Origin of the sequence: Cryobacterium fucosi, from assembly GCF_004403515.1 — a bacterium.
GTDB classification, from domain to species: Bacteria; Actinomycetota; Actinomycetes; order Actinomycetales; family Microbacteriaceae; genus Cryobacterium; species Cryobacterium fucosi.
Window position 1 is genome coordinate 1 of record NZ_SOHH01000014.1, and the last position, 22,048, is coordinate 22,048.

The following is a 22,048-nucleotide window of genomic DNA, read 5'->3' on the forward strand; positions in this document are numbered from 1 at the left end:
GGGACGAGTCCGGCGGCCGACACGAGATTCGTATCGTCGAAGGTCGCTGACAGGGACGTGGATCTATGGTTCAGTTGCATCTACGAGATGTCCTCTTGATTTGGTAAATAGTTGCCGTGGTAAGCCCTATTTTTCCTGATCAAAAGGACATTCTCTGTTTAACGCGCCGCTAACTCCTCAATCCGACCGGTGGATCGAGGCTTAGCTGAGACTGAACAGAACGAAGGGGAAACATGGAAACGAAGAAGCGTTCTGCGTCACTGGACAGACGCGGCATCGCGCTCAGTGCCCAATACCTGGGGGCGGCCGCAGTGTGGGGGGCGAGCTTCCTGTTTATCAAGGTCGCCATCGACGGCCTCTCACCCGCGCAAGTCGTACTCGGCCGCCTGGTCTTCGGCGCTCTCGTCCTAACCATGATCATGCTGGTCACACGGCGGAGGTGGCCCCGCGGCCTCCGAGTGTGGAGTCATCTGACGGCGATCGGGGCGATCATGTGCGTCGCCCCGTTCCTCCTGTTCTCCTGGGCCGCCCAATACCTGCCGTCGGGGCTGTCGAGCATTTACAACGCAACTACCCCGATCGCCACGATGCTCCTAGCGTTGGCGATCCTTCCCGACGAGCGGCTCACCAAGATCAAGACGGCTGGCCTTTTTGTCGCGGCCGGCGGCGTCATCCTGGTCGCCGCACCGTGGGATGCTATTGCCGACACGACCAACGGCATGTTCTTCTGGGCGCAGCTGGCCTGCTTGGGAGGGACTACTTGCTATGGCCTCGGCTTCTCTTACACTCGGCGATTCGTGCGCGGATACTCCTATGACGCGATCACCGTCTCCGCCTCTCAGATTGGAGCGGGAGCGGTAATAATCCTGCTGCTCACGCCGTTCATCGGTATGAGTCCTGTTTCACTAACGCCCGGTATCGTCGGGAGCGTGATCGTTCTCGGCGGGATAGGGACGGGCATCGCCTACGTCTGGTACACCAACGTCATCAACGCCTGGGGCGCCCCCAGCGCCTCCACAGTTACTTACCTCACCCCGATTACCGGAATACTCCTCGGGGTGCTGATCCTCGGAGAGACGATTCTCTGGAATCAAGTCGTCGGTGGAATCATCGTCGTCCTGGCGATCCTCGTTGGCCAGGGCCGCCTCCGACCACCTCACAACTCCCGGGCAGAGCAACTCACCAGGAGATCAGCAGAAGATGTCCCGATTCTCCGCTAACACGACGTTCGATCGCCGTGGCGATCGGTGGAACCGTGAAGGCCACTGCCCTACGGACATTGTTTGGTCATGAGCCGACTGCGACACACGGAATCAGATTTCGTCCCAGGGTGCCGCCGCATAGGCAGCAGACAGCTCGCTGGCCATGTCCAACTCGGGCGGGTAGCGGTGCCCGTCGATTCGTCCCACGCCGACGACGCCGATGGAGTTGGCAAGGAATGCCCCATCGAAACGTGCGACGTCCCTGAGCGCGACGTGCTCAGGATGGACTGAGAAACCGTGCTCGCCCAGATGCTCGTCAAGGATCTGCCAAGTGATTCTATGAAGCGAGGGAGCCTTGGGCCATACGACCTGATGGCCACGGTAGAAGCCGATGTTGGCACGTGTTGTCTCCGACACCTCCCCGTCAGGAGAGGTGAGGAGAGCGTCATCGAAACCCTGTTCTCTTGCTTTCAGACTATGGAAGATTTGGGCGAACGATCCGACATGCTTGATGTGTGGCACCGGGCGAGAGTACGAAATAGACTTCAGGGATTGGGGAGTCGTGGGTGCGTCGAGTGGCGGCCGCACCGCTGACATCGTCCGTATCGAGCCCGGGTGCGGTTCGAACAGGGTCACGCGAAGGTAAGAATTCGCCCGGCGGGACACCGCGCTGCGCATGTGTGACCGAATCGCTTCTGTCTCGATTTCGGTACCGAACATTTCGACGTGAGCAACTCGCAGTCGACGGAGGTGCTTGTGGAGGCCGCGAACGGCCCCACCGCGCACCTGCATGGCCGTGAAGTGCCCAAAGTTCACGAGGGCTGGATGGATGAGGTCTTCGACTTCTGGCCGGCGCCCATCGATCTCGACGTAGGGGCTTGGCGCAGCAGTCATCGGTTCACCCTATCCAACCGCCGCGGTGAGCCGAAGTGCGCACTGCCAGATGTCAAACTCTTAGCGGTCCTACTTGCGCTAGCGCACGATGGATGTGGGCGCTGGACGACTTCTTTCGACCAAGTTGTGGCTGGGCGGCTTCCTCTCATGGCAGGAATTTGTCTCGTCGAAGCTGCCGGAGCTTGGTGGCGATGTTGTGATGGGAGTCGAGGCTGCCGGCGAAGCCAGCCTGGCGGATTTTGATGGTGCTTTGGACCATGTCGAAGTCTGCGGCCCAGAGGCTATCCGCAAATTCCCACGAGGTGAGTTGTTCATACGGAGTCGGCCGCAGTCCGTGGGCTGCGCGAAGGGCGTTCCAGGCTGGCTCTTTGTCGAACATCTGCGCAGCGAGACTCATCGGTTGTGGGGCGGCCGTCGGCATGTCGAATGCGTTGGCGATGTCGTCCCAGATGTGTTGCCATCGAAACTGGTCCCCGTTGGTGACGTTGAAGATCTCGCCTCGAGCACTTTCAGCGGTAAGCGCCCAGCTCACTGCGGAGGCGAGGAGGTCGGCATCGGTGATCTGATGCAATGCTGTCCACGCGCCTGCTGTCCCGGGGAATCGGAGCGGCACGCCGGCCGCTTTGGATAGTGAGGCGTAGACGCCGATGGCGTTGAGCAGGTTCATTGGCGAGCCCAGACTGAACCCGATCACCACGTCGGGGCGAAGAACTGTGAAGGTGAACCCGTCTCGGTCGGCACGGAGGGCGAGGAGGTCTTCTTGATCGTTGTAGAAGATCGGTCCGAGGAGTCTTGGATCGGATTCTTTCGCCGGTGTCTTGTACGCACCGAGGTGTTCCCCGTACGACTTTCCTCCGCCAGTGAGAATAACGTGTTCGAGCGGTGCGCCGGCTGCTGTGAGGCCGTCGAGGGTATGGGCGAGCATCGTGAGGTTCGGTGCGGTGGTCTCGGCCATCGTTGGGCGTTCAAGATAGGCGGCGTAGACGAGGTGGGTGACACGGCTGAGGATCTCGGTGCCGGCCAGAGCCTGCGGGTCCAGCAGGTCGACGCTGAGTTGTGTGGCGTTCAGACCATCCGTTGCATCGCGGCGTGAGACGGTGATCACGTCCCACGCAGAGTCGGCGGCCATCCTTCGGGCGATTGCACCTCCTACGACTCCGTATGGCCCAACGATGAGGACGGTGGGCTTGTTCATGCGCTGACCATGTCTGACTTTGCGGCACGCAGGAACAGCGCAATGGCTGCGGCGGCCAGCACGCACAGTAATGCGTTCACGCCGATGGCGGTCGTGATGCCGCCGAGAACCGCGGCGGGTCCGGTGTCGCCGAGGGCGTTTATTCGTGCGGTCACAATCGCGGACATGATCGGGATTCCCATCGTGATTCCGACCTGTTGACTCATCGTGACCAGGCCGGTCGCCAGTCCCTGTTCCGTGTCGGGCAGGTCGGAGGTGGAGGTGACGACGTATCCGACAATCGCGACCAGGTTTGCGATACCCCCGATGAAGGTGGCGACGAGCAGGAGAAGGATCCAGCGGGAGTCGGGGCCGAGGAACATCAGGGGAATCGTGGCGGCTGCCTGGAGAAGGAACCCGGCGACGATTGCACGGCGTGAGCCGAGTTTGCCAATGGCTTTCGGGCCGATGATTCCGCCCAGTACGGTGCCCGCTCCGAGGACGGCGAACGAAAGTCCAGCTGCAAGTGGCGAGTAGCCGAGTATTTTCTGCAGGTACAGGGTCAGCAGGAACACCAGTGAGGTCTCGGTAGCGAAGGCCAGCAGCCCCGCAATGTTGCCCCAGGCGACAGACTTCCGTTTGAGGATTGCGACGGGAACCAATGGATGCGCCACCCGCTTCTCGATCTCCCAGAAGACGACCAGGAAGACGAAGCCGGCCAGGATCGACCCCCAAGCGAGCGGGTTGCCCCAGGAGGTTTCGCCCGCCGTGGTCAGCCCGTAGACGAGAGCGAGAAGCCCGAGGGTCACGGCGGCAGCGCCGGCGAAGTCAAGTCTGGGGCGTTCGTTGGGCCGGCTTTCGTTCAGGACGAAAGGAGCCATCAGGAGGACCACAACTGCGACGAAAACGTTGATGAAGAATGCCCACCGCCAGCTCAGGAGATCGGTGAGGACGCCGCCGAGGATCGCCCCGGTCGTGAACCCTGCGGCCATCAAAGCACCGTTGAGGCCGAGCGCCCTGTTTCGCTGCGGTCCTTCGGGGAACGACGTCGTCAGGAGCGATAGTGCGGCTGGCACGACCATCGCCGTCGCGAGCCCCTGGGCCACCCGGGCGATGATCATCAACACCGGTTCCTGTGCGAGACCGCCGACGAGCGAAGAGACACCAAGTAGGGCCATCCCGAGGAGGAAGAGGTGACGACGACCGAACAGGTCCGCGATGCGCCCGAAGAACAGAGTGAACCCTGCCGCGCACAGGGCAAACGAGGTCGCGATCCATTGCAAGTGATCGAGGCTGAATCCAATGTCGGCACCGATGGTGGGTAACGCCACGTTCAGGATCGAGAAATCCACGGCCAGGGTGAAACTGGCCGTGAGCAGGACGAGGAGAGCGAGGCGTTGCCGCCCCCTCAATCTCATGGCATCCGCGCCGGGGCCTGAATGGTTGACGGCGTGGTCGGCGGCTTGAACGGTGCTGGACATACCCGTCCTTTCGATAGAGGGAGAACCGATTCGTCGGCGTCGGAAAGTTGGTGCTTTGCCACTCTGGGCCACCGTGCGCGCATCAACCAGACCCGCGTCATCCGACCACCGCGGTGCCTAGCACTGACAGGGTCAGGCTTGATCGGCTCAGACAGTTGAGAATGTAACCATGGCTGGTATGAACCCCACAGACGATCTCGGCGAGTTCCTTCGAACTCGGCGTGCACAACTCACGCCAGACGATGCGGGCATCACCTCGTACGGAGCCCGTCGGGTGCCGGGGCTCAGGCGTGAGGAACTCGCTCAGCTGGCCGGCGTGTCGGCCACCTACTACACGCGGTTGGAGCAGGGCCAATCTAGGAACGCCTCCGAGTCCGTCATCGACTCGATCGGGCGAGCGTTGAACCTGAACGACGATGAGAAAGTGCACCTGCAGGACTTGGCGCGTCCCACTAAAGCCAAGCGCCGCGCTTTCAGCAAACCCGACCATGCTCGGCCCGGCACGATTCGCCTGCTCGACGCCATGAAGAATGTGCCGACCGTGATCATGGGCCAACGGAACGAAGTCCTGGCCTGGAACCCGCTCGGACATCTGCTCGTCGCCGGACACACCGACTTTGATTCGCCAACCCGTCCAGCGGATCGGCCCAACCTGACCCGGATGCTTTTCCTCGACCCCCACACAAGAGAGCTCTATCGCAGCTGGCGTGACGAGGCCGCCCTCGCCGTCGCGTCCTTGCGGTTCACCGCCGCACAGCACCAGGACGACGCCGAGCTGACCCAGCTCATCGGCGAACTGACACTCAAAAGCGCCGAATTCGCCGCGATGTGGGCGAAGCACCCCGTTCAACAGTGTGTGAGCGGGGTCAAACGATTCCGCCACCCCGAGGTCGGGGACCTCGATCTGAGTTTCGAGGTCCTCCACCTGCCTGGTGCCCGCGGGCAACGGATGTTGACGCATTCGGCCGAACCCGGCTCGACCGATGCCGCCGGGTTGGAAATCCTGTCGGCTTCACCCACCCTGCTGGATGCGCCACGGGTTCCGTCGCAGACCTAACGCGCGCAGTGCGCGTTTGGCTTCCTGCCGTTAGCGGCCCGCGGATGTTCCGAATCCGGCGCGCTGTGTTCGGTCGGCCGCATCCTCGAGTTCTTCGAACACGGTGATCTGCAGCCCGGCGGGGCCGTCGAGTCGGGAATTGAGTGATCGCCACGGTGTCTCGCGTGGTTCACCGACGATGGTGGCCCCGGCCGCCGCAAGTCTGGTGGTGACGCCGCGGCCGTCGGTCACCTCAAATGCAAGCCGGATGCCGGGGCCCTGACGTGTCCCGGTCTCAACGTGGTCGATCATCCGTTTCTGGGCTGGGCTTGAGATTTCAAGGGTGGCCCGGCCGGCATCCAGAATCGAAACACGCGCGTCGCCGTCTCCCTCGAATGCGGCCTGTTCGTGCAGCCCCAGAGCGTCGCGGTAGAAGGCGATGGCCGCTTCGAAGTCCTCGGCCTCCACAATGACCCGGAGTTGGAGGACGTTGGCTGAAGCATTCGTGTGTGTACTCATGATCGCTGCACTAAAACCTGACATGGATGTGAGGGGCAAGCATTGATGCGGATTGGGGCACTGGCGAGAGTAACTGGTGCAAGCCCGAGGTCACTCCGCTATTACGAGGAGCAACATCTGCTCTCATCGAGTCGTTCTACCAGCGGCCAACGGATCTATTCCGAGAAGGCGACAGAGCGCGTTCTTCTTATCCAGCGTCTCTACCAGGCCGGCCTGTGCAGCTCGACGATCGCAGAACTTCTTCCCTGCATCACGGATCCGGCCGCACGAACACCACTGCTCCGAGACCGACTCATCGGCGAACGGGCACGGATCTCGGCACAGGTCGATTCCTTGCACGAAACATTGATTTCCCTGGACGCCGTCGTGGACGCGTTAGGCGATGGCGGCTCTCCCCGCTGATCTCTTGCCCTGCCGACAGGTCAGCCGTCTCGTGCGACATCGTCTTTCGAACCGGTCGATGGCGGCGTCCGATCGACGTTACGGGTGCTGACAGTTTGATGCGACGGTTGGGACTGCCCCCGGTTTGGTTGACTCCGGACCTGTGGAGATTCGTCTTCGCTGGAAGGATGTTCATCATGCCGAAGCCCTACCCACCCGAGTTCCGCCGCGACGTTGTCGCCGTGGCCAGGAAGCACGAAGCACCGCTGAACCAGATCGCGAAGGACTTCGGGATCTCGGAGTCCTGCCTGGCGAACTGGCTGAAGAAGGCCGACGTCGAGGAGGGCGTGAANATGCCCAGGCGCTGGCCCATGCCGAGGGAGAATCCTCCGACGCGCTTGGTCGCTACCCCGGCCAGGCCGGTCATCTCGATGACCTTGCTGACCCGGGAGGCCTTGATGTTGTGGGTGGCGGCCATGGAGGGCAGCGCGCCCGCCATCCTTCGCTCGCGCCACCCGGGGGCGCGGTCACCTGTCTCAGCATTGGGTGGGCAGTCACGCCTGCTGCGTCGTGCGGAGTGGCTCGCTGTCGAGGCTGGCTGCCAGGGTCGCCGGTGATGCGGTGCGGCGTGACCAGGTCCCGGCGGAGCGCAGGATGAAGGCCAGGATCAGCACCTCGACTCCGATGGTGAGGGCGTAGTAGAGGGCATAGTCCCAGGTCGCCCCTGCCGCGTTGAACACCATGATGGGGATGTACAGCGATGCAACGACGAGGTTCGTGGCGCGGTTCACCCGGGCGGGCAGCGTCATGGAGAGCATCACCATCAGGGCCGGGATCGCGATGATCACGAAGAATATGGACATCAACGTTCCGCTGATGTCGAACTCGAAGATGTCGCCACCCCGGATTTCGTCGATTTCGCCGGGCTGGTAGAGGTGGAAGTAGCCGATGTAGATGACGAGGAACATGAGGCTGGTCCAGGCAGCCGCAAGCTTGGCCTGCACGGGCATGCGCAGATCTTCCAGCGTGCTCTGGGACGGCGGATTCTCCAGTGCGGTGTGGGATTGAGGCGTTCTCATCACAATGCTCCTTGGCTTGATTCGATAGATCGGGACTTACGGTTGTAAGAACCGGTCCCAAGCGTAGCCTTACGAGCGTAAGTGCGCAAGGATGGGAAGATGACGCGGCGCACACCACTGAGCAGGGAGAGGATCATTGGCGCGGCCGCCGCCGTAGCCGACCAAGCGGGTGTCACCGCCGTGAGCATGCGCAGTGTCGCGAAGGTGCTCGGCGTTGAGGCGATGTCGCTCTACCATCACGTGCCAAGCAAGGAAGCACTGCTCGACGACCTCGCCGACTGGGTGTTCGAGAGGATCGAGCTGCCCGAGGTCGGCGATACCTGGCGAGAGGCGCTGACCGCCCGGGCACGATCGGCACGGTCGGTGCTCACCGCTCATCCGTGGGCGCTGGGGATGATGGAATCCCGCCCCAACCCCGGCCCGGCGCTGCTGCAGCACCACGACCGGCTACTTGGCGTGCTGATGACCGAGGGCTTCAGCGCCGCGCTCGCGACACACGCGTTCTCCGCGATCGACGCCTACGTGTACGGGTTCGCGCTGACCGAGACGAGCCTGCCGTTCGAACCGGGGGACGGCGCCGAGGAGGCGTTCGCCGTCAAGGTCGCGGCGCCGGCGGAGCTGTATCCGCACATTGCGCGGTCGCGCGCCGAGCTGTTCGGCGGGGGCGGTTACGCGTTCGCGGACGAGTTCGACTATGGGTTGGAGCTGCTGCTGGAGGGCTTGGAGCGTCGGGTCGCCGACGCGAGCCCCGCGCTACGCGAGCGTTCTAATCGAGGCACCCGGCGAAAACCGTAAAAACCTACGGAACGTCTAGGCTCCAATCTCCATGCATCGAAGTTCCGCCTTGGACCGCGGGCCGTGAAGATCCCGGTTCCCTTGTGGTTGCGGGCTCCGCGTGGGTGCGACACGCTGTGACAAATGCTCACCTTGGCTGATCTTTCGTCGGTATGGTTGACGCATGATCGACCAGCGTGAACCCGAGACTCCATGAGGCTCGTCGCGCTGCGCGGCGGTGGTGCCGCGGATGAGGTGCTGCGGACTGCTCAGGATGTCGAGGACTTCGAGCAGGAGGTAGTTGACGAGTACGCGATGGCGATGGCCGCCGCTGGGCTCAGCGATGGGCATATCCGCACCACGCGGGCGACGATCATCGAGTTCGCCCGGTCGATGACCGGGCCTCTGTGGGAGGCGTCGTTCGCGGATGCGGACAGGTTCCTGGCCGAGCAGCGGCGGATGGGCCACGCGGCTCGACCAGCGCAGCTGTGTGCATACGCTCATTCTCACTGGCGTTGTTCACAGCGCGACCGTGTGCCTGGCGTAATTTGCGGATCGGTCTCGCATGGCGACCCAGGGGTCGGCAACGTCCTCACGCGCCCGCGCAGCACGTCGACCGTGGGCGCGGTGACGCACACGAGACCGGTCGTGCGCAGCACCCCGTGTCCGGCGGTGAGGTCTGCCTCCTGGTGCAGCAGGTCGTCGTACTCCGCGGTCGCCCCGGCATCCTCGATCTGGCCGATGCGCTTGCGCTGGTAAGCGTCGCTGATCAGCTCGGTCTTCTTCTTGCGGAGGTCCCGCGCGGCCTGATCCGCGCGCACGGGTAGGTAGTGCAGCGACACCGTGCGAAGGATGCCGTTGGTAAAGACCAGGGGCGAGAGGAAGCCGGGGAACACCTGGGACCTGGGCCATTCGCTGATCCACAGCACCGCGTGGAAGGCGCTGTCGGTGCGGAGGCGATCCCAGCTTTCGGCGACGGAGACCGGGCCGGCGGTGCCGTCAATGAGCAACTCCGCGTCATCCGCTCCGTGATTGATCACGAACAGCGACCCGCCGCGGCGAACCACCTCCGCCTGTTCGCCGCTCGCCATCACGGGCGGCAACTCGATACCAGCGTCCAGGGTGACCCGTTCGGCGAGGCGGCGCAGTGCAATGGGCTCCGGGAGCGTGGCCATGTACCACCCGGCTCCGCCAGCTGTTCCCCGCCGGGTCACCGCTGGCCAGCCGCCGAGCGCACCGTCGGTGAACGTCGCGACCGTCTCGGCATCCTCGACCCGCAGGTACTCGCCCCAGATGTGTCCGGCCGCGGGACCGCCGAACACCTCACCGTCAAGCGGGAGCGAAGCGACGCAGGAACTTGCACGCCTTCTGAGACTCTTAAAGCCACACGGTGTGATCACCAAGCACGCTGGATCTGGAACGAATGCGCTCATTGAGGTTCGGTGGGAGCCTCGGGCGCTAATTCTCAACATTTCCGACGACGGAGCCGGAAAGCCCGAAAGCCCTCATGACGGTAGTACAGGTTTTGGGCTCGTGGGGCTCAAAGAGAGAGTGGAAGTCGCCGGGGGGAGCATCGAATGGGGGCCGAGGGACAGCGGGTTCTTCCTGAGCGCCCACCTCCCCTCGTCGCCTTAGTGCACACTTCGGGCCCAAGCGGCGCGGCCGGCCGCTGCCGGGCGTGAGCACCCCGGGCAGCCTACGCATCGGCGAGGCCTTCCTGCGCCGTTGAGCCCGATCAGGGCCTGAGTCTCGGAGGTGCCGACCTCGAGGGGCACGCCCCGCAGCACGGCGTTGTCTCCGAGCGTCTTCTTGATGCGGTCGGCGGTGATAGTGGCTGGCTGGTTCACCTCCTCGACGCTCCCATCAAGCGCACCATCGAACTTCAGCCCTGCGGTTTGGGCATGCCGAATTCGTTGACCGGTCCGGCCGGTGGCTCCGGTTTGTGCCCCGCCGGGCAATTGAGGATCGCATTCGAAGTGGAGTGGTCGATAGTGTGCTCGAACATCGGCCGGCCACAGACGGGACACACCGCCTCGCCGACTCTCTTCTCAACCTGGTCATAGGGGCCCAGGGGCGCCGGACCCATGGCTCGTACGAGCCCGCGATCCAACCGGTTGATGAAGCGCACGTATCGCTCGCCAAGACCATTCCCGTGAGTACCAGTCTCATTCATGCCGCCAGAATAACTCCCCTCCACCCTCCCGGATAGGCACCGCCTGACAGCCATCGCCAGTCCTCAACGTTCGCGCCGCGACTGAGGCACCACCCGGAAGACGGGGAAGCCCGCGGCGATGCTCTCGAATGCCGGGAGCGGAGCATCCTTGTCGACCGGGATGTGCGGCCGGGCTCCGGGCGCCCGTTTCAGGTACGCCTTCAGGATGGGCGCGCGCCGGCTCACCTCGACCTCGTCGAGGCGGACCTGTTCACGCAGACCCCGCACCAGCGCGGCTGCGCCGTCGGCGGCGCGCACGTTGCGCACCCAGTTCACATCCTCGCCCAGCATCGACACGAGGTAGCGCTCACCGTCCACGACGGCGGTGACGACCGGGAGCGAATACGTCCGGCCCGACGCGCGCCCTGTCGTTTCGAGGCGGACGAGCCATCCGGCCATCAGCCCGGTGGAACCGGCCCAACTCCAGAGTGAATTGAGGAACCGGGCGACCCGGTTGGGCCGCGTGCCCCGGTACATCCACCGTGCAAAGTCCCCGCCGGCCATTTCCACCCCACGACGCCTGTGTTCTCCAGGGTCACCGCCAGTATGTCACTCGAGCTCGGGAGGAGTCATCCGGCTCCGGCGCGCCGGCTCGGGGAGAAGGACCAGGGTCTCGTCCACGGAACTCACGATCGGGCCGGCGGCAGGCTCATTTCACCGCGATGATCTCGACCAGCCGGATGTCCGGATCCTTCGCCAGGAGGGTCGGCCCGTGCTCGGCGAGGGCGGCGGGGATGGCGCCGCCGAGGTGGGCCTGCCTGCCCGCCTCGGATTCGAACGTGTCGAAGATCCCGAAGGTGACATCGTCGACCCGGAACGCGTACCAGGTGCGGGTGTCCGGCTCACCGAGAACAATGTCCCTGCCACCGTTGAGGAAGTCCCACACGTCCTTTTCCTTGCCGGGTCGCGCCTCGACCAAGGCCAATACTCCGAATTTGAGTGCCATTGCGGTCTCCTCGCTTGTCGCCGTTCGAATCGGCCGGTCGCCGGTTATGCCCAGAGTCTAGAAAGGTGTGCCAGCCTCGGCAAGGGGTCACCGCGCCGCGCGTTCGGCCGGTTCGGGGAGGTCGTCGTGGTGGATGCGCTCGCCGAGGTTCCCGAGCGGCTCACCGGTCCCACCCCACTGCCCGGCGATGATCTCGGCGGCGATCGACACGGCCGTCTCCTCGGGGGTCCTCGACCCGAGGTCGAGGCCGATGGGGCTATGCAGCCGGGCCAGCTCGGCGTCGACGAGCCCGGCATCCCGCAACCGGCTGAGGCGGTCGGCGTGCGTGCGCCGGGAGCCCATCGCACCGATGTAGGCCACCTGCGGGGCGCGCAGGGCGAGCTCGAGCAGGGGGACATCGAATTTGGGGTCGTGGGTGAGCACGCAGATGACCGAGCGCGAGTCCACGAGACCGGCCGTGATCTGCTCGGCAAGGTACCGATGCGGCCAGGCGATGATCACCTCGTCGGCGCCCGGGAAACGCGCCGGGGTCGCGAACACCTCCCGCGCGTCGCAGACGGTGACCCGGTAGCCGAGGAACGCGGCCAGGCGGGTCAGGGCGGCGGCGAAGTCGATGGCGCCGAACACGAACATCCGCGGCCGGGGCGCCTGGCTGTTGACGAACACCCGCATGCCCTCGCCCTGCCTCTCGCCGTCGGGGCCGTAGGTCAGTGTGGTGTTGCGGCCGGCGGCCAGCAGGCCCCGGGCGTCGTCGCTCACGGCGCGGTTCGCCCGGTCCGACCCGAGGTTTCCCTCGAACCCGGTCGGCCTGACCACGAGGTGCCGGCCGACCATATCGGCATCCGGATGCTCGATCACCGTTGCCACCGCCACCGGCCGGGACTCGTCGATGTCCGCCCGGACGGCCTCGAGCTGGGCGAACGTCTGCTGCGAGACGGGTTCGACGAACACGTCGAGGATGCCGCCGCAGGTGAGCCCGACCGAGAACGCATCATCGTCGCTGATGCCGTAGCGCACCAGGACGGGCCGGCCGTCGGCGGCGACCTGGCTCGCGAGGTCGTAGACCACCCCCTCCACGCATCCGCCGGACACCGAACCGGTGACCGTTCCGTCAGGGGCGACCAGCATCGACGCGCCGGCCGGGCGCGGGGCGGACTCGAATGTGCGCACCACGGTCGCGAGGCCGGCGGTGGCTCCGCTCCGCCAACCCGGCATCAGGGCACCGATGATGTCACGCATGATCGCCGGGGGAGCGCGTCATCGGGAGCCCCGCCGGCCGACGGCTCGGCCTACGCGATAGGCGAGGAACGCCACGCCGACGAGCAGGCCGATCAGTTTCCCCGGGTTGCTGAGCTGGTCGGCCAGCATCCCCTTTGCCAGGGCGAGCGCGTTGAGGCTGGTGTCGGCCGTGCGCGGCGCCTGGTGCTGCAGCGGACGGGTCGCCGGGTGCGGCATCGCCGACGATCCGGTCTGGTCGGGCCCGGGTGCCGAACCTGCCGTGGCCGTGGCAGGTTTCCCGCCGGCAGGTGCCGTCGTGGCCGGCTCGGTGCCGGTGTCGGTGCCGGCGACCATGGCCTGCAGGTTGTCTGCGAAGAGCGCCATCATCTGGTCGGTCACGCTGCCGATGATGCTCTTCCCCATGGCAGCGACCTTACCGGAGAGGTCCACCTCCGCGCTGACCGTGCCGGTGGTCGTGCCGTCGGACTCGACGAGGGACAGGGTGGCCGTGCCCTGGGCTGTGCCCTGGCCGCGAGTCTCCTGGGCGCGGCCCTGGAACACGGCGCGGTGCGCGGTCGCGTCCCGTTCGATCACGTTCATCAACCCCTTGTACTGCATTGACACCGGGCCCAGCTTCACCTTCATTCCCACCTGGTAAGCGTCGTCGGAAAGCTTGTTGAGCACCTCTGCCCCGGGGACACAGCCGGCGACGCGTTCGAAGTCCATCAGGGTTTCCCACACCGTGTCGATCGGGGCCACAACGGTGAATGTGCTGTCGAGTTGCATTATTTCGTCCCTCTGTTCGCGGGTTGTGGAACGCGGTCGGCGCCGATCGCCGCCGCCACTTCCGCCAGGGCCGTGTAGCTGTGACCACTGACGAAGGCGTCGATGTAGGGCAGGGCGGCGGCCATGCCGCCCACGAGCGGCTGATAACCCGGCGCCACCTTCCTCGGGTTGACCCAGACGATCCGGAAGGCCAGGCGGCGAAGCCTCGCCATCTGAGCGTCCACTTCCGCCGGGTCGTCCTGGGCCCAACCGTCGGAGATCACCACGATCACCGCGCCGCGGGCAAGGCCGCGGCGTCCATGGTCGTCGATGAATCGGCGGATGCTGTCGGCGAGTCGGGTGCCGCCGGCCCAGTCCTCGGCGCCGGCGGCGGCCCGGGCCAGGGCCTGGTCAGGGTCCCGCAGCGCCAGCTGCCGGGTCAGCCGGGTCAGCCTGGTCGAGAAGACGAATGCCTCCGCCTGGGCGTCCGAGACCGCTCCCTGGAGCAGGGACAGGAAGACACGGGTGTACGGCTCCATCGACCCGGACACGTCACAGAGCAGCACCAGGCGGCGCGGCCTCGGGCGCCGCCTGGCATAGACCAGCCGCGCGGGGTCCCCGCCGGTGTGGCCCGCGGCCCGCACCGTGCGGCGGAGGTCCAGCCGGGCGGTGTTCGTGGTCGAGGTGCGGGTGCGCCGGCTGAGGCGCGTCGGAGTTGCCAGGGCGATCCGGCGCACCAGGTGCCGGATCCGGGTGATCTCGTCGTCGGTCAGTTCGGCGAAGGACGTGTCGTGCAGGCGTTCCGCGGCCGAGGCCATCACGAGGACAGCCTCCCGCTCCGGGCCGTCCTGGCCGGGCGAGTCGCCTCCCGGCACGAGGGCGGGCGGCTGCGGTGCGCGCTCGGCGCGATCGGAGCCGAGGGGACGGTTGTCGGCGGGGGACGGCCGGGAGCGTGGTTCGGAGCCGATCGGCGGCGGTGCGGCGTTGTCGCCGCGGCTGTCGGCGGGGTCGAGGAACCCGCCGAACACGGCCGCGAAGACGCGGTCGAAGACGGGCAACTGCTCGCGGGAGTTGACCAGGACGACCCGGCAGGTCCAGTACAACGGACCGAGGGCGTGGGGCGGCACGAGGCGGAGCGCCTCGGCGAGCCGGGCGGCCCGGTCCAGGGACACCGGGAGCCCCGACCGGCGCAGGGCGGTGCTGAAGCCGGCCGCGAGGGCGGCGGCCTCCACCCGGGGCGCGTTCCGGAGCGCCTGGTGCTCAGCCATGATTCGCACCGATCAGCCAGGCGGTCCCGCGTGACCTGGCCAGGTCGAGATCGTCCCGGTTCTTGAGGATCGAACCCCAGGTGTGGTCGATGCTCGCGGGCCCGAGCCGGTCGACACCGAGCACGGCCAGCGCCGACACCCAGTCGATGGCCTCCGCGATGCCGGGCGGCTTCGCCAGGTCGAGCGAACGCAGCGAGGTGATGGCGGTGGCAGCTTGCAGGGCGAGCGGCTCCGCGCTGGTCGGAACGCGCCGCCGCACGATCTCGGCGATGCGTTCGGGCACCGGGTAGTCGATCCAGTGGTACAGGCAGCGCCTGGTGAGCGCGTCGTGCAGGTCACGGGTGCGATTCGAGGTCAGGATGACGACGGGCGGGTGGCTGGCCCGCACGGTGCCGAGCTCCGGGATGGTCACGGCGGCCTCCGCGAGCAGCTCGAAGGTGAACGCCTCGAACTCGGCGTCTGCACGGTCGATCTCGTCGAGGAGCAGCACGGCGGGGCGCGGCCCCGGATGCTCGATGGCCGCCAGCAGCGGGCGGCGCAGGAGGTACTCCGGACCGAACAGCTCCGTCTCGGCCAGCGCCACATTGCGCGCCTCGGCCAGTCGGATCCCCAGCAGTTGGCGAGGGTAGTTCCATTCGTACAGGGCCTCGCCGGCGTCGATGCCCTCGTAGCACTGCAGGCGGAACAGCGGTGTGTCGAGCACGCGGGCGAGCGCCTTCGCCGCCTCGGTCTTGCCGACGCCCGGCTCGCCCTCGAGCAGGATGGGCTGCGGCATCCGCACGGCCAGGAACAGCGCGGTGGCCAGTCCGGGATCGGCCAGGTAGTCGATCTCGTCGAGTTTCTGCAGCAGGGAGTCCACGTCGGGGATGAGCGCCTTCACCGCGTCTTCGGCGCCCGCGCGGGCCGACGCGGTCACGGAGTCCGCCCAAGGGCGTCGGCGACCCTCGTTTCAGGTCTGGCTGGCATACCGCTCCGGATCGGCGAGGAAGGCGGCGCGGCAGCCCGCCGAGCAGAAGTAGGTCGTGACGCCGTCGCGCTCCACGTGCAGGGTCGCGTCGACCGCGGCGACGCTCATCCCGCATACCGGGTCGATGGCGGTCGCCGGCGTGGCCGGTGACACGGATGCCGCTGCGTGCGCCGCCCGGTCCCTGGCCCCCTCTGCCACCAGCTGGGCCAGAATTGACAGGGCGACCTCGGCCGGGGTCCTCGCGCCGATGTCCAGCCCGGCCGGGCTGAACACGCGGGCGCGCAGCCCGTCGTCGACGTTGAGGGACGCGACAACGGCGGCTCCCCGTTTCGAGCTGGCCACGAGGGCAACGTAGGGGACACCCGCCCTGAGTGCGGCCTCGAGGGACGGTTCTTCGTCGTGGCCGTGCGATGCCACGATCAGGGCCGCGTCGTCGGGCAGGGGCTCCGTCGCCGCCCCGTCCACCAGCTCCATCTCGAGCCCGAGCCCGGCGCCCAGCGCTGCCAGGGCGAGCGCGACGGGGGTCGCGCCGACCACGACGACGCGCGGTGCCGGAACGGAGGGTTCGAGGAAGATCTCGACGGCGCCGCCGCTCAGGCAGGGGTTCGACACCTCGACGGCGCCGTCCTCCCTGGTGTGCGAGGGCTCCCCGGCGACGACCCGGAGCAGGAGCGGCTCCCGCGCAGACAACGCCTGCAGCCCGTATTCGCGCACGGAGGCCTCCACGCAGGCGCCGCCGACGAATCCGTCGAGGCGCCCGTCGGAATGCAGGAGCGCCGTGTCACCGGCGTGGGCGCTCGTCGGCCGCTGGGCTCGCACCACCGTGGCGCGAACGAACGCCTCACGCCGCCCGGCGAGTTCCTGGGCACGCTGTTCCAGTGCCCCGCCCAAGATCGGCATGCTAGATCGGCGGTGTCGCGCGGCCCTGCATGGCGGCCCAGACCCTGGCCGGGGTGCACGGTATGTCCATGTGCGTGACGCCGAGGGGGGAGAGGGCGTCGACCACGGCGTTCAGGATGGCGGGCGGTGACCCGACCGTTGCCGACTCACCGACACCTTTCGCACCGATCGGGTGGTGCGGCGACGGAGTCACCGTGAACCCGGTCTCCCAGTTCGGAACCTCCATCGCGGTGGGGATGAGGTAGTCCATGAACGACCCGCCGAGGTTGTTGCCGGCTTCGTCGAACCCGATGAACTGCATCAGGGCCATCCCGACGCCGTCGGTCAGGCCGCCGTGCACCTGCCCTTCGATGATCATCGGGTTGATCCGGGTGCCGCAGTCGTCGACGGCGATGAACCGGCGAACCTTGACGTGGCCCGTCCCCGGGTCAACGTCGACGACGCAGATGTAGGCGCCGAACGGGAAGGTGAGGTTGGGCGGGTCGTAGGTCACCTCGGCATCCAGGTTGCCGTCGATGCCTTCCGGCAACGCGACGGTGCCGTGCGCGCCCATGGCGATCTCGGCAATGGTCTTGCCGACGCTGGGGTCGCCCTTGACGAACCAGCGTCCCTTCTCCCACTCGAGGTCTTCCGGCCGGGTTTCGAGCATCGCGGCGGCGATGAACTTCGCCTTCTCCCGTACCTTGCGGGCGACGAGGGCCACCGCGGCCCCGCTGACCGGGGTCGACCGGCTGCCGTAGGTGCCGAGGCCGAAGGGGGTCTGGTCCGTGTCGCCATGCACCACGTCGATGTCTTCCGGCGGGATGCCGATCTCTTCGGCCACGATCTGGGCGAAGGTGGTCTCGTGGCCCTGGCCCTGGCTCTGCACGGAGATCCGCACGACGGCCTTGCCGGTCGGGTGGATGCGCAACTCGGCGCCGTCCGCCATGCCCAGGCCGACGATGTCCATGTGCTTGCGCGGTCCGGCACCCACGGTCTCGGTGAAGAACGAGACGCCGATCCCCATGAGTTCGCCGCGGGCGCGCTTCTCCTTCTGCTCTCGCCGCAGGTCGTCGTAGCCGGCGATCTCCATCGACAGGCGCAGCGCCCGTTCGTAGTCTCCGGAGTCGTACTCCCAGCCCGTCTTGTTCTTGTACGGGAACTGCTCCGGCTTGATCAGGTTCTTCAGCCGGAGCTCCGCCGGGTCGACCTCCAGCTTGTGGGCGAGCATGTCGACCAGGCGTTCGATCAGGAGGACGGCCTCGGTCACCCGGAAGGAGCAGGCGTAGGCCACCCCGCCCGGGGCCTTGTTGGTGTACACGCCGGTGACCTTGCAGTGCGCGGCCTGGATGTCGTAGCTGCCCGTGAAGATGTGGAAGAAGCCGGCCGGGTACTTCGTGGGCTGAGCCGTGGCGTTGAATGCCCCATGATCGGCGAGCACGTTTGTGCGCACAGCCAGGATCTTCCCATCCTTCGTTGCCGCGATTTCCCCCTGCATGATGTAGTCGCGGGCGAACGACGTCGACATGAGGTTCTCCGAGCGGTCCTCGACCCACTTGACCGGGCGGCCGGTGACGATCGACCCGACGACGGCGAGGATATAACCCGGGTAGATGCCGACCTTGTTGCCGAACCCGCCGCCGATGTCGGGCGACACGATCCGGATCTTGTGCTCGGGGATGCCGGACACGATCGCGAACAGGGTGCGGTGCGCGTGCGGGGCCTGGCTGGTCTCGTAGAGGGTGAGGGCACCTTCGATCGGTTCGAAGTCGGCGACCGCCCCGCAGGTTTCCATCGGGGCCGGGTGTGACCGCGGATAGACAATCTCCTGTTTCACGATGACGTCGGCGGTGGCGAAGACCGCGTCGGTTTCCGCGGCGTTCCCGGCCTCCCAGTCGAAGATGTGGTTGTCGGTGCGCCCCTCGATTTCGTCGCGGATGACGGGGGCGCCCGGGTCGAGGGCACGGCGGGCATCGATCACCGGGGTGAGCACGTCGTAGTCGACGTCGATGAGTTCGAGGGCGTCGCGGGCGGCGTAGCGGTCCTCGGCGATGACGAACGCGACCTCCTGCCCCTGGAACCGAACCTTGTCGGTGACGAGCACGGCCTGCACGTCGGCAGACAGGGTCGGCGCCCAGGCCAGCTTGAGCCCGAGAAGGTCCTTGCCGGTGATGACGGCCACGACACCGGGGTGCGCGAGGGCCCGGGTGGTGTCGATGGAGACGAGGCGGGCGTGCGCCACCGGCGACCTCAGAATGGCTCCGTGCAGCATTCCGGGGAGCACAATGTCGTCGACGTAGTGTCCCTTGCCGCGCACGAAGCGAGGGTCTTCCTTGCGCTGGATGCGTCCGTAGCCGATCGGGCGATCGGCGTCGCCCGCCGCGGGGTTCGGGGCGTGGGTCTCCGTGATGGTCATGCCGGGACCTCTTCTTCAGCGTCTTCTGCGACAACGGGGTGGTCGGCAGCCCATTTCACCGATCGCACGATGGTGGCGTACCCGGTGCAACGGCAGATCTGGCCGGAGATGGCCTCGCGGATCTCCGTGTCATCCGGGTGCGGGTTCCGGTCGAGCAGCGCCCGCGCGGTGAGCATCATGCCCGGGGTGCAGAAACCGCATTGCAGCCCGTGTTCCTCCATGAAGCCCTGCTGCACCGGGTCGAGGGTGGCGCCGGTTGCCAGCCCCTCGACCGTGGTGATGGCATGGCCGTCCGCCATCGCCGCGAGCACCGTGCAGGATTTCACCGGCACGCCGTCCATCAGGACCACGCAGGTCCCGCAGTTGGACGTGTCGCAGCCCCAGTGCGTGCCGGTCAGCCTCAGCTCATCCCGGATGAAGTGGACGAGCAGAACGCGCGGTTCGACCGCGCGGGTGATCTCGTCGCCGTTGACGGTCATGCTGATTTGCATTGGCTTCAGCCTTCCTGCGTTGTCGTGGTCTGGGTCTCGAGTGCGCGCGCACACGCGCGGCGCAGGACCCTGCGGGTGAGTTCGTCGGCGAGATGCCGCTTGTAGTCGACCGGTCCTCGCTGGTCTGCGACGGGCAGGGAGGCCAGCGCCGCGAGCCTGCCTGCCTCCTCGAACAGCGCCTGGGAGGGCTGCCGGCCGCGGAGCACCGCCTCCGCCTCCGCGATGGTGCCGTCAAGGCCTACTGCGGTGAGGCCGATGGCCACATCGTCAACGGAGCCGTCCTCGGCGAGGCTGACGGCGGCGCCGGCCGCCACGACGGCCCAGTCGCCGACCCGGCGTTCGACCTTCTCGTACGCGCTGCCCGATCGTGGCCGGATCGGGAACCGGATCTCGACCAACAACTCGTTCTGCGCGACCGCGGTCTCGTAGGGTCCCTTGTGGAACTCGTCCATCGACAGGATGCGCTCACCTGCCGGACCGCGGACGACGGCCTGCGCGCGCAGGACGTCACACACGGTGGCAAGGTCTTCGGCCGGGTCGGCCTGGCAGAGCGAACCGCCGATGGTTCCCCGGTTCCGCACGATGGGATCCGCGATCACCCGCTCGGCGTCGATCACGATCGGAAAGAGGCGGGCCACATCGGCCGACTCCAGGAGCGTCGAGTGACGGGTCAGTGCGCCGATCCGTAGCTGGGTCGCCTCGGGGAGGATGAAGTCGAGCTCGTACAGGTCGTTGATGTCGATCAGCCACTCGGGCCTGGCCAGCCGGAGTTTCATCATCGGCAGGAGGCTGTGCCCCCCGGCGACGACGCGGGATTCCGGGCCGTGCAACTCAAGCTGGGCGAGGGCGTCTTCGATCGTGCTCGCGCGTACGTAGTCGAATTGAGCCGGTATTTGCACAATGCCTCCTGGTCGCGGCGCGCCCGGTCCAATCGATGGGCGGATGTGATTCACATAGTGCTCCCGGGCTCACCGGATGTCAATCAGACCGGGGCGGCGTCACGGCTCGGCGAAATGACAGGATTCCCGCCTCCTGCCGGGCATTTAAGTGCACCGGTGGCCCGCGCCGATGGTCTCGTCCAGGCGCCGGATTCTCGGCTGAGACCCACCGACGTCACGATGCCCCCGAGGGCAGGCCCGCGAACCTCGGTTCTCCGGCGCGGTGAACCGTAGTGTCCCCGGTCTCGTGTTCTTGACAGGGGACCGACGCCCTGGGTGCAGGGCAACGAGGGTGCCAAGAAGCCGCAATCGAACCGGAAGCAGGATCCGCCATGAATCGAAAACTCGTGATCACGTGCGCAGCGGTCGCGCTGGGGGTGCTCGCCCTCGCCGGCTGCTCCGCCGGCGGGTCGACGACGTCCTCAGGGGAAGCGACCGGGTCGAGCAGCGAACCGGCGACACCACCCGCCCAGCCCGTGCTGGCGACGGCCTCGACCTCCCTCGGCGACATCGTCGTCGACGGCACTGGGCTCACGGTGTACCTTTTCGACAAGGACACCGCCAATTCCGGGACGAGCGTCTGCGAAGGCGACTGCCTGGCCAAATGGCCGACCGTCGTCGCCACCGATCCCGTGCCCGTCGTCGACGGCGTGACCGGCACGGTGGGCACGATCACCCGCACGGACGGCGCGAAACAGGTCACCCTCAACGGCTGGCCGCTCTACACCTTCGCCGGCGACACGGCTGCCGGGACGGTCGCGGGCCAGGGAGTAGGCGGAGTGTGGTGGGCCCTGACGCCGAGCGGAGACAAGATCGGCGGGCCGACCGGCTGAGCGCGATGTTCGAGGACAGGAGCGACGCCGGCCGGAGGCTGGCCGATCGGCTGGCCGCGATGGGTCTTCCCGACCCGGTGATCTACGCGTTGCCGAGGGGAGGCGTTCCGGTCGCGGCCCGGATCGCCGAACGGCTGCACGCACCCCTCGACCTCCTCTTCGTCGGCGGATCAGGCGACGGCGGGGCCGGCCGGGCAGCGCGCCGCGAGGCGGTCGAACTCGAGCGTCGTCGCATCCACTACCGCGGCGATCGCGCGCCGGTGAGCGCGGAAGGGCGCACCGCGGTGGTCGTCGACGACGGGATCGCGACCGGGGCCACGATCAGGGCGGCGCTGGCCGACCTTCGACGACAGGGTGCAGCCGTCACCGTGATCGCGGTCCCCGTTGCTCCGGCCCGGCTCGTCGCGGAGCTCTCGGCCGAAGCGGCCCAGGTCGTCGTCCTGGAGTCACCCGGGGACTTCTGGGCGATCGGCCCGTTCTACCGGGACTTCCACCAGCTTTCCGACGACGAAACGGCCGATTTGCTTCGTGCCGCCTGGACTGGTGGCTGACGCGTCGCTGACGATGCCCGGGGA

23 protein-coding genes and 2 pseudogenes are annotated in these 22,048 nt (G+C 66.8%); 7 read left to right on the plus strand and 18 right to left on the minus strand.

The window, feature by feature from the left end; genetic code table 11:
• Nucleotides 1-233: 233 nt before the first annotated feature.
• On the plus strand, nucleotides 234-1,220 hold the full coding sequence (locus E3T48_RS00825) for a DMT family transporter (RefSeq protein ID WP_198417596.1): 987 nt from the start codon (nucleotides 234-236) through the stop codon (nucleotides 1,218-1,220).
• Between the two features lie 93 nt (nucleotides 1,221-1,313).
• Here the strand turns inward: E3T48_RS00825 and E3T48_RS00830 are convergent, their stop codons facing one another.
• The 3 genes from E3T48_RS00830 to E3T48_RS00840 form a co-directional block, all read right to left on the minus strand.
• Nucleotides 1,314-2,096, minus strand: coding sequence for an aminotransferase class IV (locus tag E3T48_RS00830; RefSeq protein ID WP_134521996.1), 783 nt, complete (start codon nucleotides 2,094-2,096; stop codon nucleotides 1,314-1,316).
• Between the two features lie 145 nt (nucleotides 2,097-2,241).
• Nucleotides 2,242-3,291 carry an SDR family oxidoreductase gene (locus E3T48_RS00835; protein ID WP_134521997.1) on the minus strand — a complete coding sequence of 350 codons (1,050 nt, stop codon included), beginning with the start codon at nucleotides 3,289-3,291 and terminating at the stop codon, nucleotides 2,242-2,244.
• The gene (locus E3T48_RS00840) at nucleotides 3,288-4,751 is read right to left on the minus strand and encodes an MFS transporter (RefSeq protein ID WP_134521998.1); all 1,464 of its coding nucleotides are present in this window, start codon (nucleotides 4,749-4,751) and stop codon (nucleotides 3,288-3,290) included. Before E3T48_RS00840 ends, E3T48_RS00835 begins: the two co-directional genes overlap by 4 nt.
• A 178-nt stretch (nucleotides 4,752-4,929) precedes the next feature.
• Here E3T48_RS00840 and E3T48_RS00845 point away from each other — a divergent pair, with 178 nt between their 5' ends.
• Nucleotides 4,930-5,808 (plus strand): helix-turn-helix transcriptional regulator, encoded by an 879-nt coding sequence (locus E3T48_RS00845; RefSeq protein WP_134522044.1) that lies wholly within the window; start codon nucleotides 4,930-4,932, stop codon nucleotides 5,806-5,808.
• 30 nt (nucleotides 5,809-5,838) lie between these two features.
• Here E3T48_RS00845 and E3T48_RS00850 read toward each other — a convergent pair whose 3' ends face one another.
• Nucleotides 5,839-6,306: a VOC family protein gene (locus tag E3T48_RS00850; RefSeq protein ID WP_134521999.1), complete on the minus strand. Its 468-nt coding sequence runs from the start codon at nucleotides 6,304-6,306 to the stop codon at nucleotides 5,839-5,841.
• A gap of 45 nt (nucleotides 6,307-6,351) precedes the next feature.
• Between E3T48_RS00850 and E3T48_RS00855 the strand changes: the two genes are divergently transcribed.
• Together E3T48_RS00855 and E3T48_RS00860 are read left to right on the plus strand one after the other, a co-directional pair.
• Entirely contained in the window at nucleotides 6,352-6,708 is a 357-nt protein-coding gene (locus E3T48_RS00855; protein ID WP_134522045.1) for a MerR family transcriptional regulator, read from the plus strand.
• A 176-nt stretch (nucleotides 6,709-6,884) separates the two neighbouring features.
• A pseudogene (locus tag E3T48_RS00860) lies at nucleotides 6,885-7,046 on the plus strand (transposase); the annotation flags it as partial.
• On the opposite strand, the pseudogene E3T48_RS00865 reads toward E3T48_RS00860, so the two are convergent.
• Both E3T48_RS00865 and E3T48_RS00870 read right to left on the minus strand, forming a co-directional pair.
• Nucleotides 7,043-7,174 (minus strand): annotated as a pseudogene (locus tag E3T48_RS00865) (ABC transporter ATP-binding protein); the annotation flags it as partial. The pseudogenes E3T48_RS00860 and E3T48_RS00865 sit on opposite strands and share 4 nt — an antisense overlap.
• A gap of 67 nt (nucleotides 7,175-7,241) precedes the next feature.
• Nucleotides 7,242-7,766: a DUF6326 family protein gene (locus E3T48_RS00870; RefSeq protein ID WP_134522000.1), complete on the minus strand. Its 525-nt coding sequence runs from the start codon at nucleotides 7,764-7,766 to the stop codon at nucleotides 7,242-7,244.
• A 99-nt stretch (nucleotides 7,767-7,865) separates the two neighbouring features.
• Here E3T48_RS00870 and E3T48_RS00875 point away from each other — a divergent pair, with 99 nt between their 5' ends.
• Complete coding sequence (locus E3T48_RS00875) at nucleotides 7,866-8,561, plus strand: TetR/AcrR family transcriptional regulator C-terminal domain-containing protein (RefSeq protein WP_134522001.1); 696 nt, start codon at nucleotides 7,866-7,868, stop codon at nucleotides 8,559-8,561.
• A 485-nt stretch (nucleotides 8,562-9,046) separates the two neighbouring features.
• Here the strand turns inward: E3T48_RS00875 and E3T48_RS17555 are convergent, their stop codons facing one another.
• From E3T48_RS17555 to E3T48_RS00940, 12 genes are all read right to left on the minus strand, one after another.
• Nucleotides 9,047-9,862, minus strand: coding sequence for an SCO6880 family protein (locus E3T48_RS17555; RefSeq protein WP_166789581.1), 816 nt, complete (start codon nucleotides 9,860-9,862; stop codon nucleotides 9,047-9,049).
• Nucleotides 9,863-10,422: 560 nt separating this feature from the next.
• Complete coding sequence (locus E3T48_RS00890; RefSeq protein ID WP_134522003.1) at nucleotides 10,423-10,713, minus strand: hypothetical protein; 291 nt, start codon at nucleotides 10,711-10,713, stop codon at nucleotides 10,423-10,425.
• Nucleotides 10,714-10,776: 63 nt separating this feature from the next.
• Nucleotides 10,777-11,229, minus strand: coding sequence for a nitroreductase/quinone reductase family protein (locus tag E3T48_RS00895; protein ID WP_134522004.1), 453 nt, complete (start codon nucleotides 11,227-11,229; stop codon nucleotides 10,777-10,779).
• A gap of 172 nt (nucleotides 11,230-11,401) precedes the next feature.
• Complete coding sequence (locus E3T48_RS00900) at nucleotides 11,402-11,698, minus strand: putative quinol monooxygenase (RefSeq protein WP_134522005.1); 297 nt, start codon at nucleotides 11,696-11,698, stop codon at nucleotides 11,402-11,404.
• Nucleotides 11,699-11,785: 87 nt separating this feature from the next.
• Entirely contained in the window at nucleotides 11,786-12,937 is a 1,152-nt protein-coding gene (locus E3T48_RS00905) for an XdhC family protein (RefSeq protein WP_134522006.1), read from the minus strand.
• An 18-nt stretch (nucleotides 12,938-12,955) separates the two neighbouring features.
• Nucleotides 12,956-13,702 carry an SRPBCC family protein gene (locus E3T48_RS00910; protein WP_134522007.1) on the minus strand — a complete coding sequence of 249 codons (747 nt, stop codon included), beginning with the start codon at nucleotides 13,700-13,702 and terminating at the stop codon, nucleotides 12,956-12,958.
• On the minus strand, nucleotides 13,702-14,949 hold the full coding sequence (locus E3T48_RS00915; protein WP_134522008.1) for a vWA domain-containing protein: 1,248 nt from the start codon (nucleotides 14,947-14,949) through the stop codon (nucleotides 13,702-13,704). Before E3T48_RS00915 ends, E3T48_RS00910 begins: the two co-directional genes overlap by 1 nt.
• Nucleotides 14,942-15,865: an AAA family ATPase gene (locus E3T48_RS00920; RefSeq protein ID WP_174844116.1), complete on the minus strand. Its 924-nt coding sequence runs from the start codon at nucleotides 15,863-15,865 to the stop codon at nucleotides 14,942-14,944. Before E3T48_RS00920 ends, E3T48_RS00915 begins: the two co-directional genes overlap by 8 nt.
• Nucleotides 15,866-15,898: 33 nt before the next feature.
• Nucleotides 15,899-16,816, minus strand: coding sequence for an XdhC family protein (locus tag E3T48_RS00925; protein ID WP_134522009.1), 918 nt, complete (start codon nucleotides 16,814-16,816; stop codon nucleotides 15,899-15,901).
• A 1-nt stretch (nucleotide 16,817) separates the two neighbouring features.
• Nucleotides 16,818-19,211: an aerobic carbon-monoxide dehydrogenase large subunit gene (locus E3T48_RS00930; RefSeq protein WP_134522010.1), complete on the minus strand. Its 2,394-nt coding sequence runs from the start codon at nucleotides 19,209-19,211 to the stop codon at nucleotides 16,818-16,820.
• Nucleotides 19,208-19,702, minus strand: coding sequence for a (2Fe-2S)-binding protein (locus E3T48_RS00935; protein ID WP_134522011.1), 495 nt, complete (start codon nucleotides 19,700-19,702; stop codon nucleotides 19,208-19,210). The genes E3T48_RS00930 and E3T48_RS00935 overlap by 4 nt, the downstream gene beginning before the upstream one ends.
• Before the next feature lie 5 nt (nucleotides 19,703-19,707).
• A complete protein-coding gene (locus E3T48_RS00940) occupies nucleotides 19,708-20,601 on the minus strand; it encodes an FAD binding domain-containing protein (RefSeq protein WP_134522012.1) in 894 nt (297 codons plus the stop codon).
• Nucleotides 20,602-20,972: 371 nt separating this feature from the next.
• On the opposite strand from E3T48_RS00940, the gene E3T48_RS00945 reads away from it, so the two are divergent.
• On the plus strand, nucleotides 20,973-21,473 hold the full coding sequence (locus E3T48_RS00945; protein ID WP_134522013.1) for a COG4315 family predicted lipoprotein: 501 nt from the start codon (nucleotides 20,973-20,975) through the stop codon (nucleotides 21,471-21,473).
• 5 nt (nucleotides 21,474-21,478) lie between these two features.
• Nucleotides 21,479-22,024, plus strand: a complete 546-nt coding sequence (locus E3T48_RS00950; RefSeq protein ID WP_198417598.1) for a phosphoribosyltransferase — start codon at nucleotides 21,479-21,481, stop codon at nucleotides 22,022-22,024.
• The last annotated feature ends 24 nt before the right edge of the window (nucleotides 22,025-22,048 follow it).

Excerpts from the sequence above, each read along its gene's own strand:
- E3T48_RS00910 (WP_134522007.1), bottom strand. The coding sequence starts at position 13,702 with ATGCAACTCGACAGCACATTCACCGTTGTGGCCCCGATCGACACGGTG.
- E3T48_RS00935 (WP_134522011.1), bottom strand. The coding sequence starts at position 19,702 with ATGCAAATCAGCATGACCGTCAACGGCGACGAGATCACCCGCGCGGTC.
- E3T48_RS00840 (WP_134521998.1), bottom strand. The coding sequence starts at position 4,751 with ATGTCCAGCACCGTTCAAGCCGCCGACCACGCCGTCAACCATTCAGGC.
- E3T48_RS00900 (WP_134522005.1), bottom strand. The coding sequence starts at position 11,698 with ATGGCACTCAAATTCGGAGTATTGGCCTTGGTCGAGGCGCGACCCGGC.
- E3T48_RS00930 (WP_134522010.1), bottom strand. The coding sequence starts at position 19,211 with ATGACCATCACGGAGACCCACGCCCCGAACCCCGCGGCGGGCGACGCC.
- E3T48_RS00925 (WP_134522009.1), bottom strand. The coding sequence starts at position 16,816 with ATGCCGATCTTGGGCGGGGCACTGGAACAGCGTGCCCAGGAACTCGCC.
- E3T48_RS00945 (WP_134522013.1), top strand. The coding sequence starts at position 20,973 with ATGAATCGAAAACTCGTGATCACGTGCGCAGCGGTCGCGCTGGGGGTG.
- E3T48_RS00835 (WP_134521997.1), bottom strand. The coding sequence starts at position 3,291 with ATGAACAAGCCCACCGTCCTCATCGTTGGGCCATACGGAGTCGTAGGA.
- E3T48_RS00850 (WP_134521999.1), bottom strand. The coding sequence starts at position 6,306 with ATGAGTACACACACGAATGCTTCAGCCAACGTCCTCCAACTCCGGGTC.
- E3T48_RS00905 (WP_134522006.1), bottom strand. The coding sequence starts at position 12,937 with ATGCGTGACATCATCGGTGCCCTGATGCCGGGTTGGCGGAGCGGAGCC.
- E3T48_RS00845 (WP_134522044.1), top strand. The coding sequence starts at position 4,930 with ATGAACCCCACAGACGATCTCGGCGAGTTCCTTCGAACTCGGCGTGCA.
- E3T48_RS00875 (WP_134522001.1), top strand. The coding sequence starts at position 7,866 with ATGACGCGGCGCACACCACTGAGCAGGGAGAGGATCATTGGCGCGGCC.
- E3T48_RS00895 (WP_134522004.1), bottom strand. The coding sequence starts at position 11,229 with ATGTACCGGGGCACGCGGCCCAACCGGGTCGCCCGGTTCCTCAATTCA.
- E3T48_RS00830 (WP_134521996.1), bottom strand. The coding sequence starts at position 2,096 with ATGACTGCTGCGCCAAGCCCCTACGTCGAGATCGATGGGCGCCGGCCA.
- E3T48_RS00825 (WP_198417596.1), top strand. The coding sequence starts at position 234 with ATGGAAACGAAGAAGCGTTCTGCGTCACTGGACAGACGCGGCATCGCG.
- E3T48_RS00890 (WP_134522003.1), bottom strand. The coding sequence starts at position 10,713 with ATGAATGAGACTGGTACTCACGGGAATGGTCTTGGCGAGCGATACGTG.
- E3T48_RS00870 (WP_134522000.1), bottom strand. The coding sequence starts at position 7,766 with ATGAGAACGCCTCAATCCCACACCGCACTGGAGAATCCGCCGTCCCAG.
- E3T48_RS00855 (WP_134522045.1), top strand. The coding sequence starts at position 6,352 with ATGCGGATTGGGGCACTGGCGAGAGTAACTGGTGCAAGCCCGAGGTCA.
- E3T48_RS00915 (WP_134522008.1), bottom strand. The coding sequence starts at position 14,949 with ATGGCTGAGCACCAGGCGCTCCGGAACGCGCCCCGGGTGGAGGCCGCC.
- E3T48_RS00950 (WP_198417598.1), top strand. The coding sequence starts at position 21,479 with ATGTTCGAGGACAGGAGCGACGCCGGCCGGAGGCTGGCCGATCGGCTG.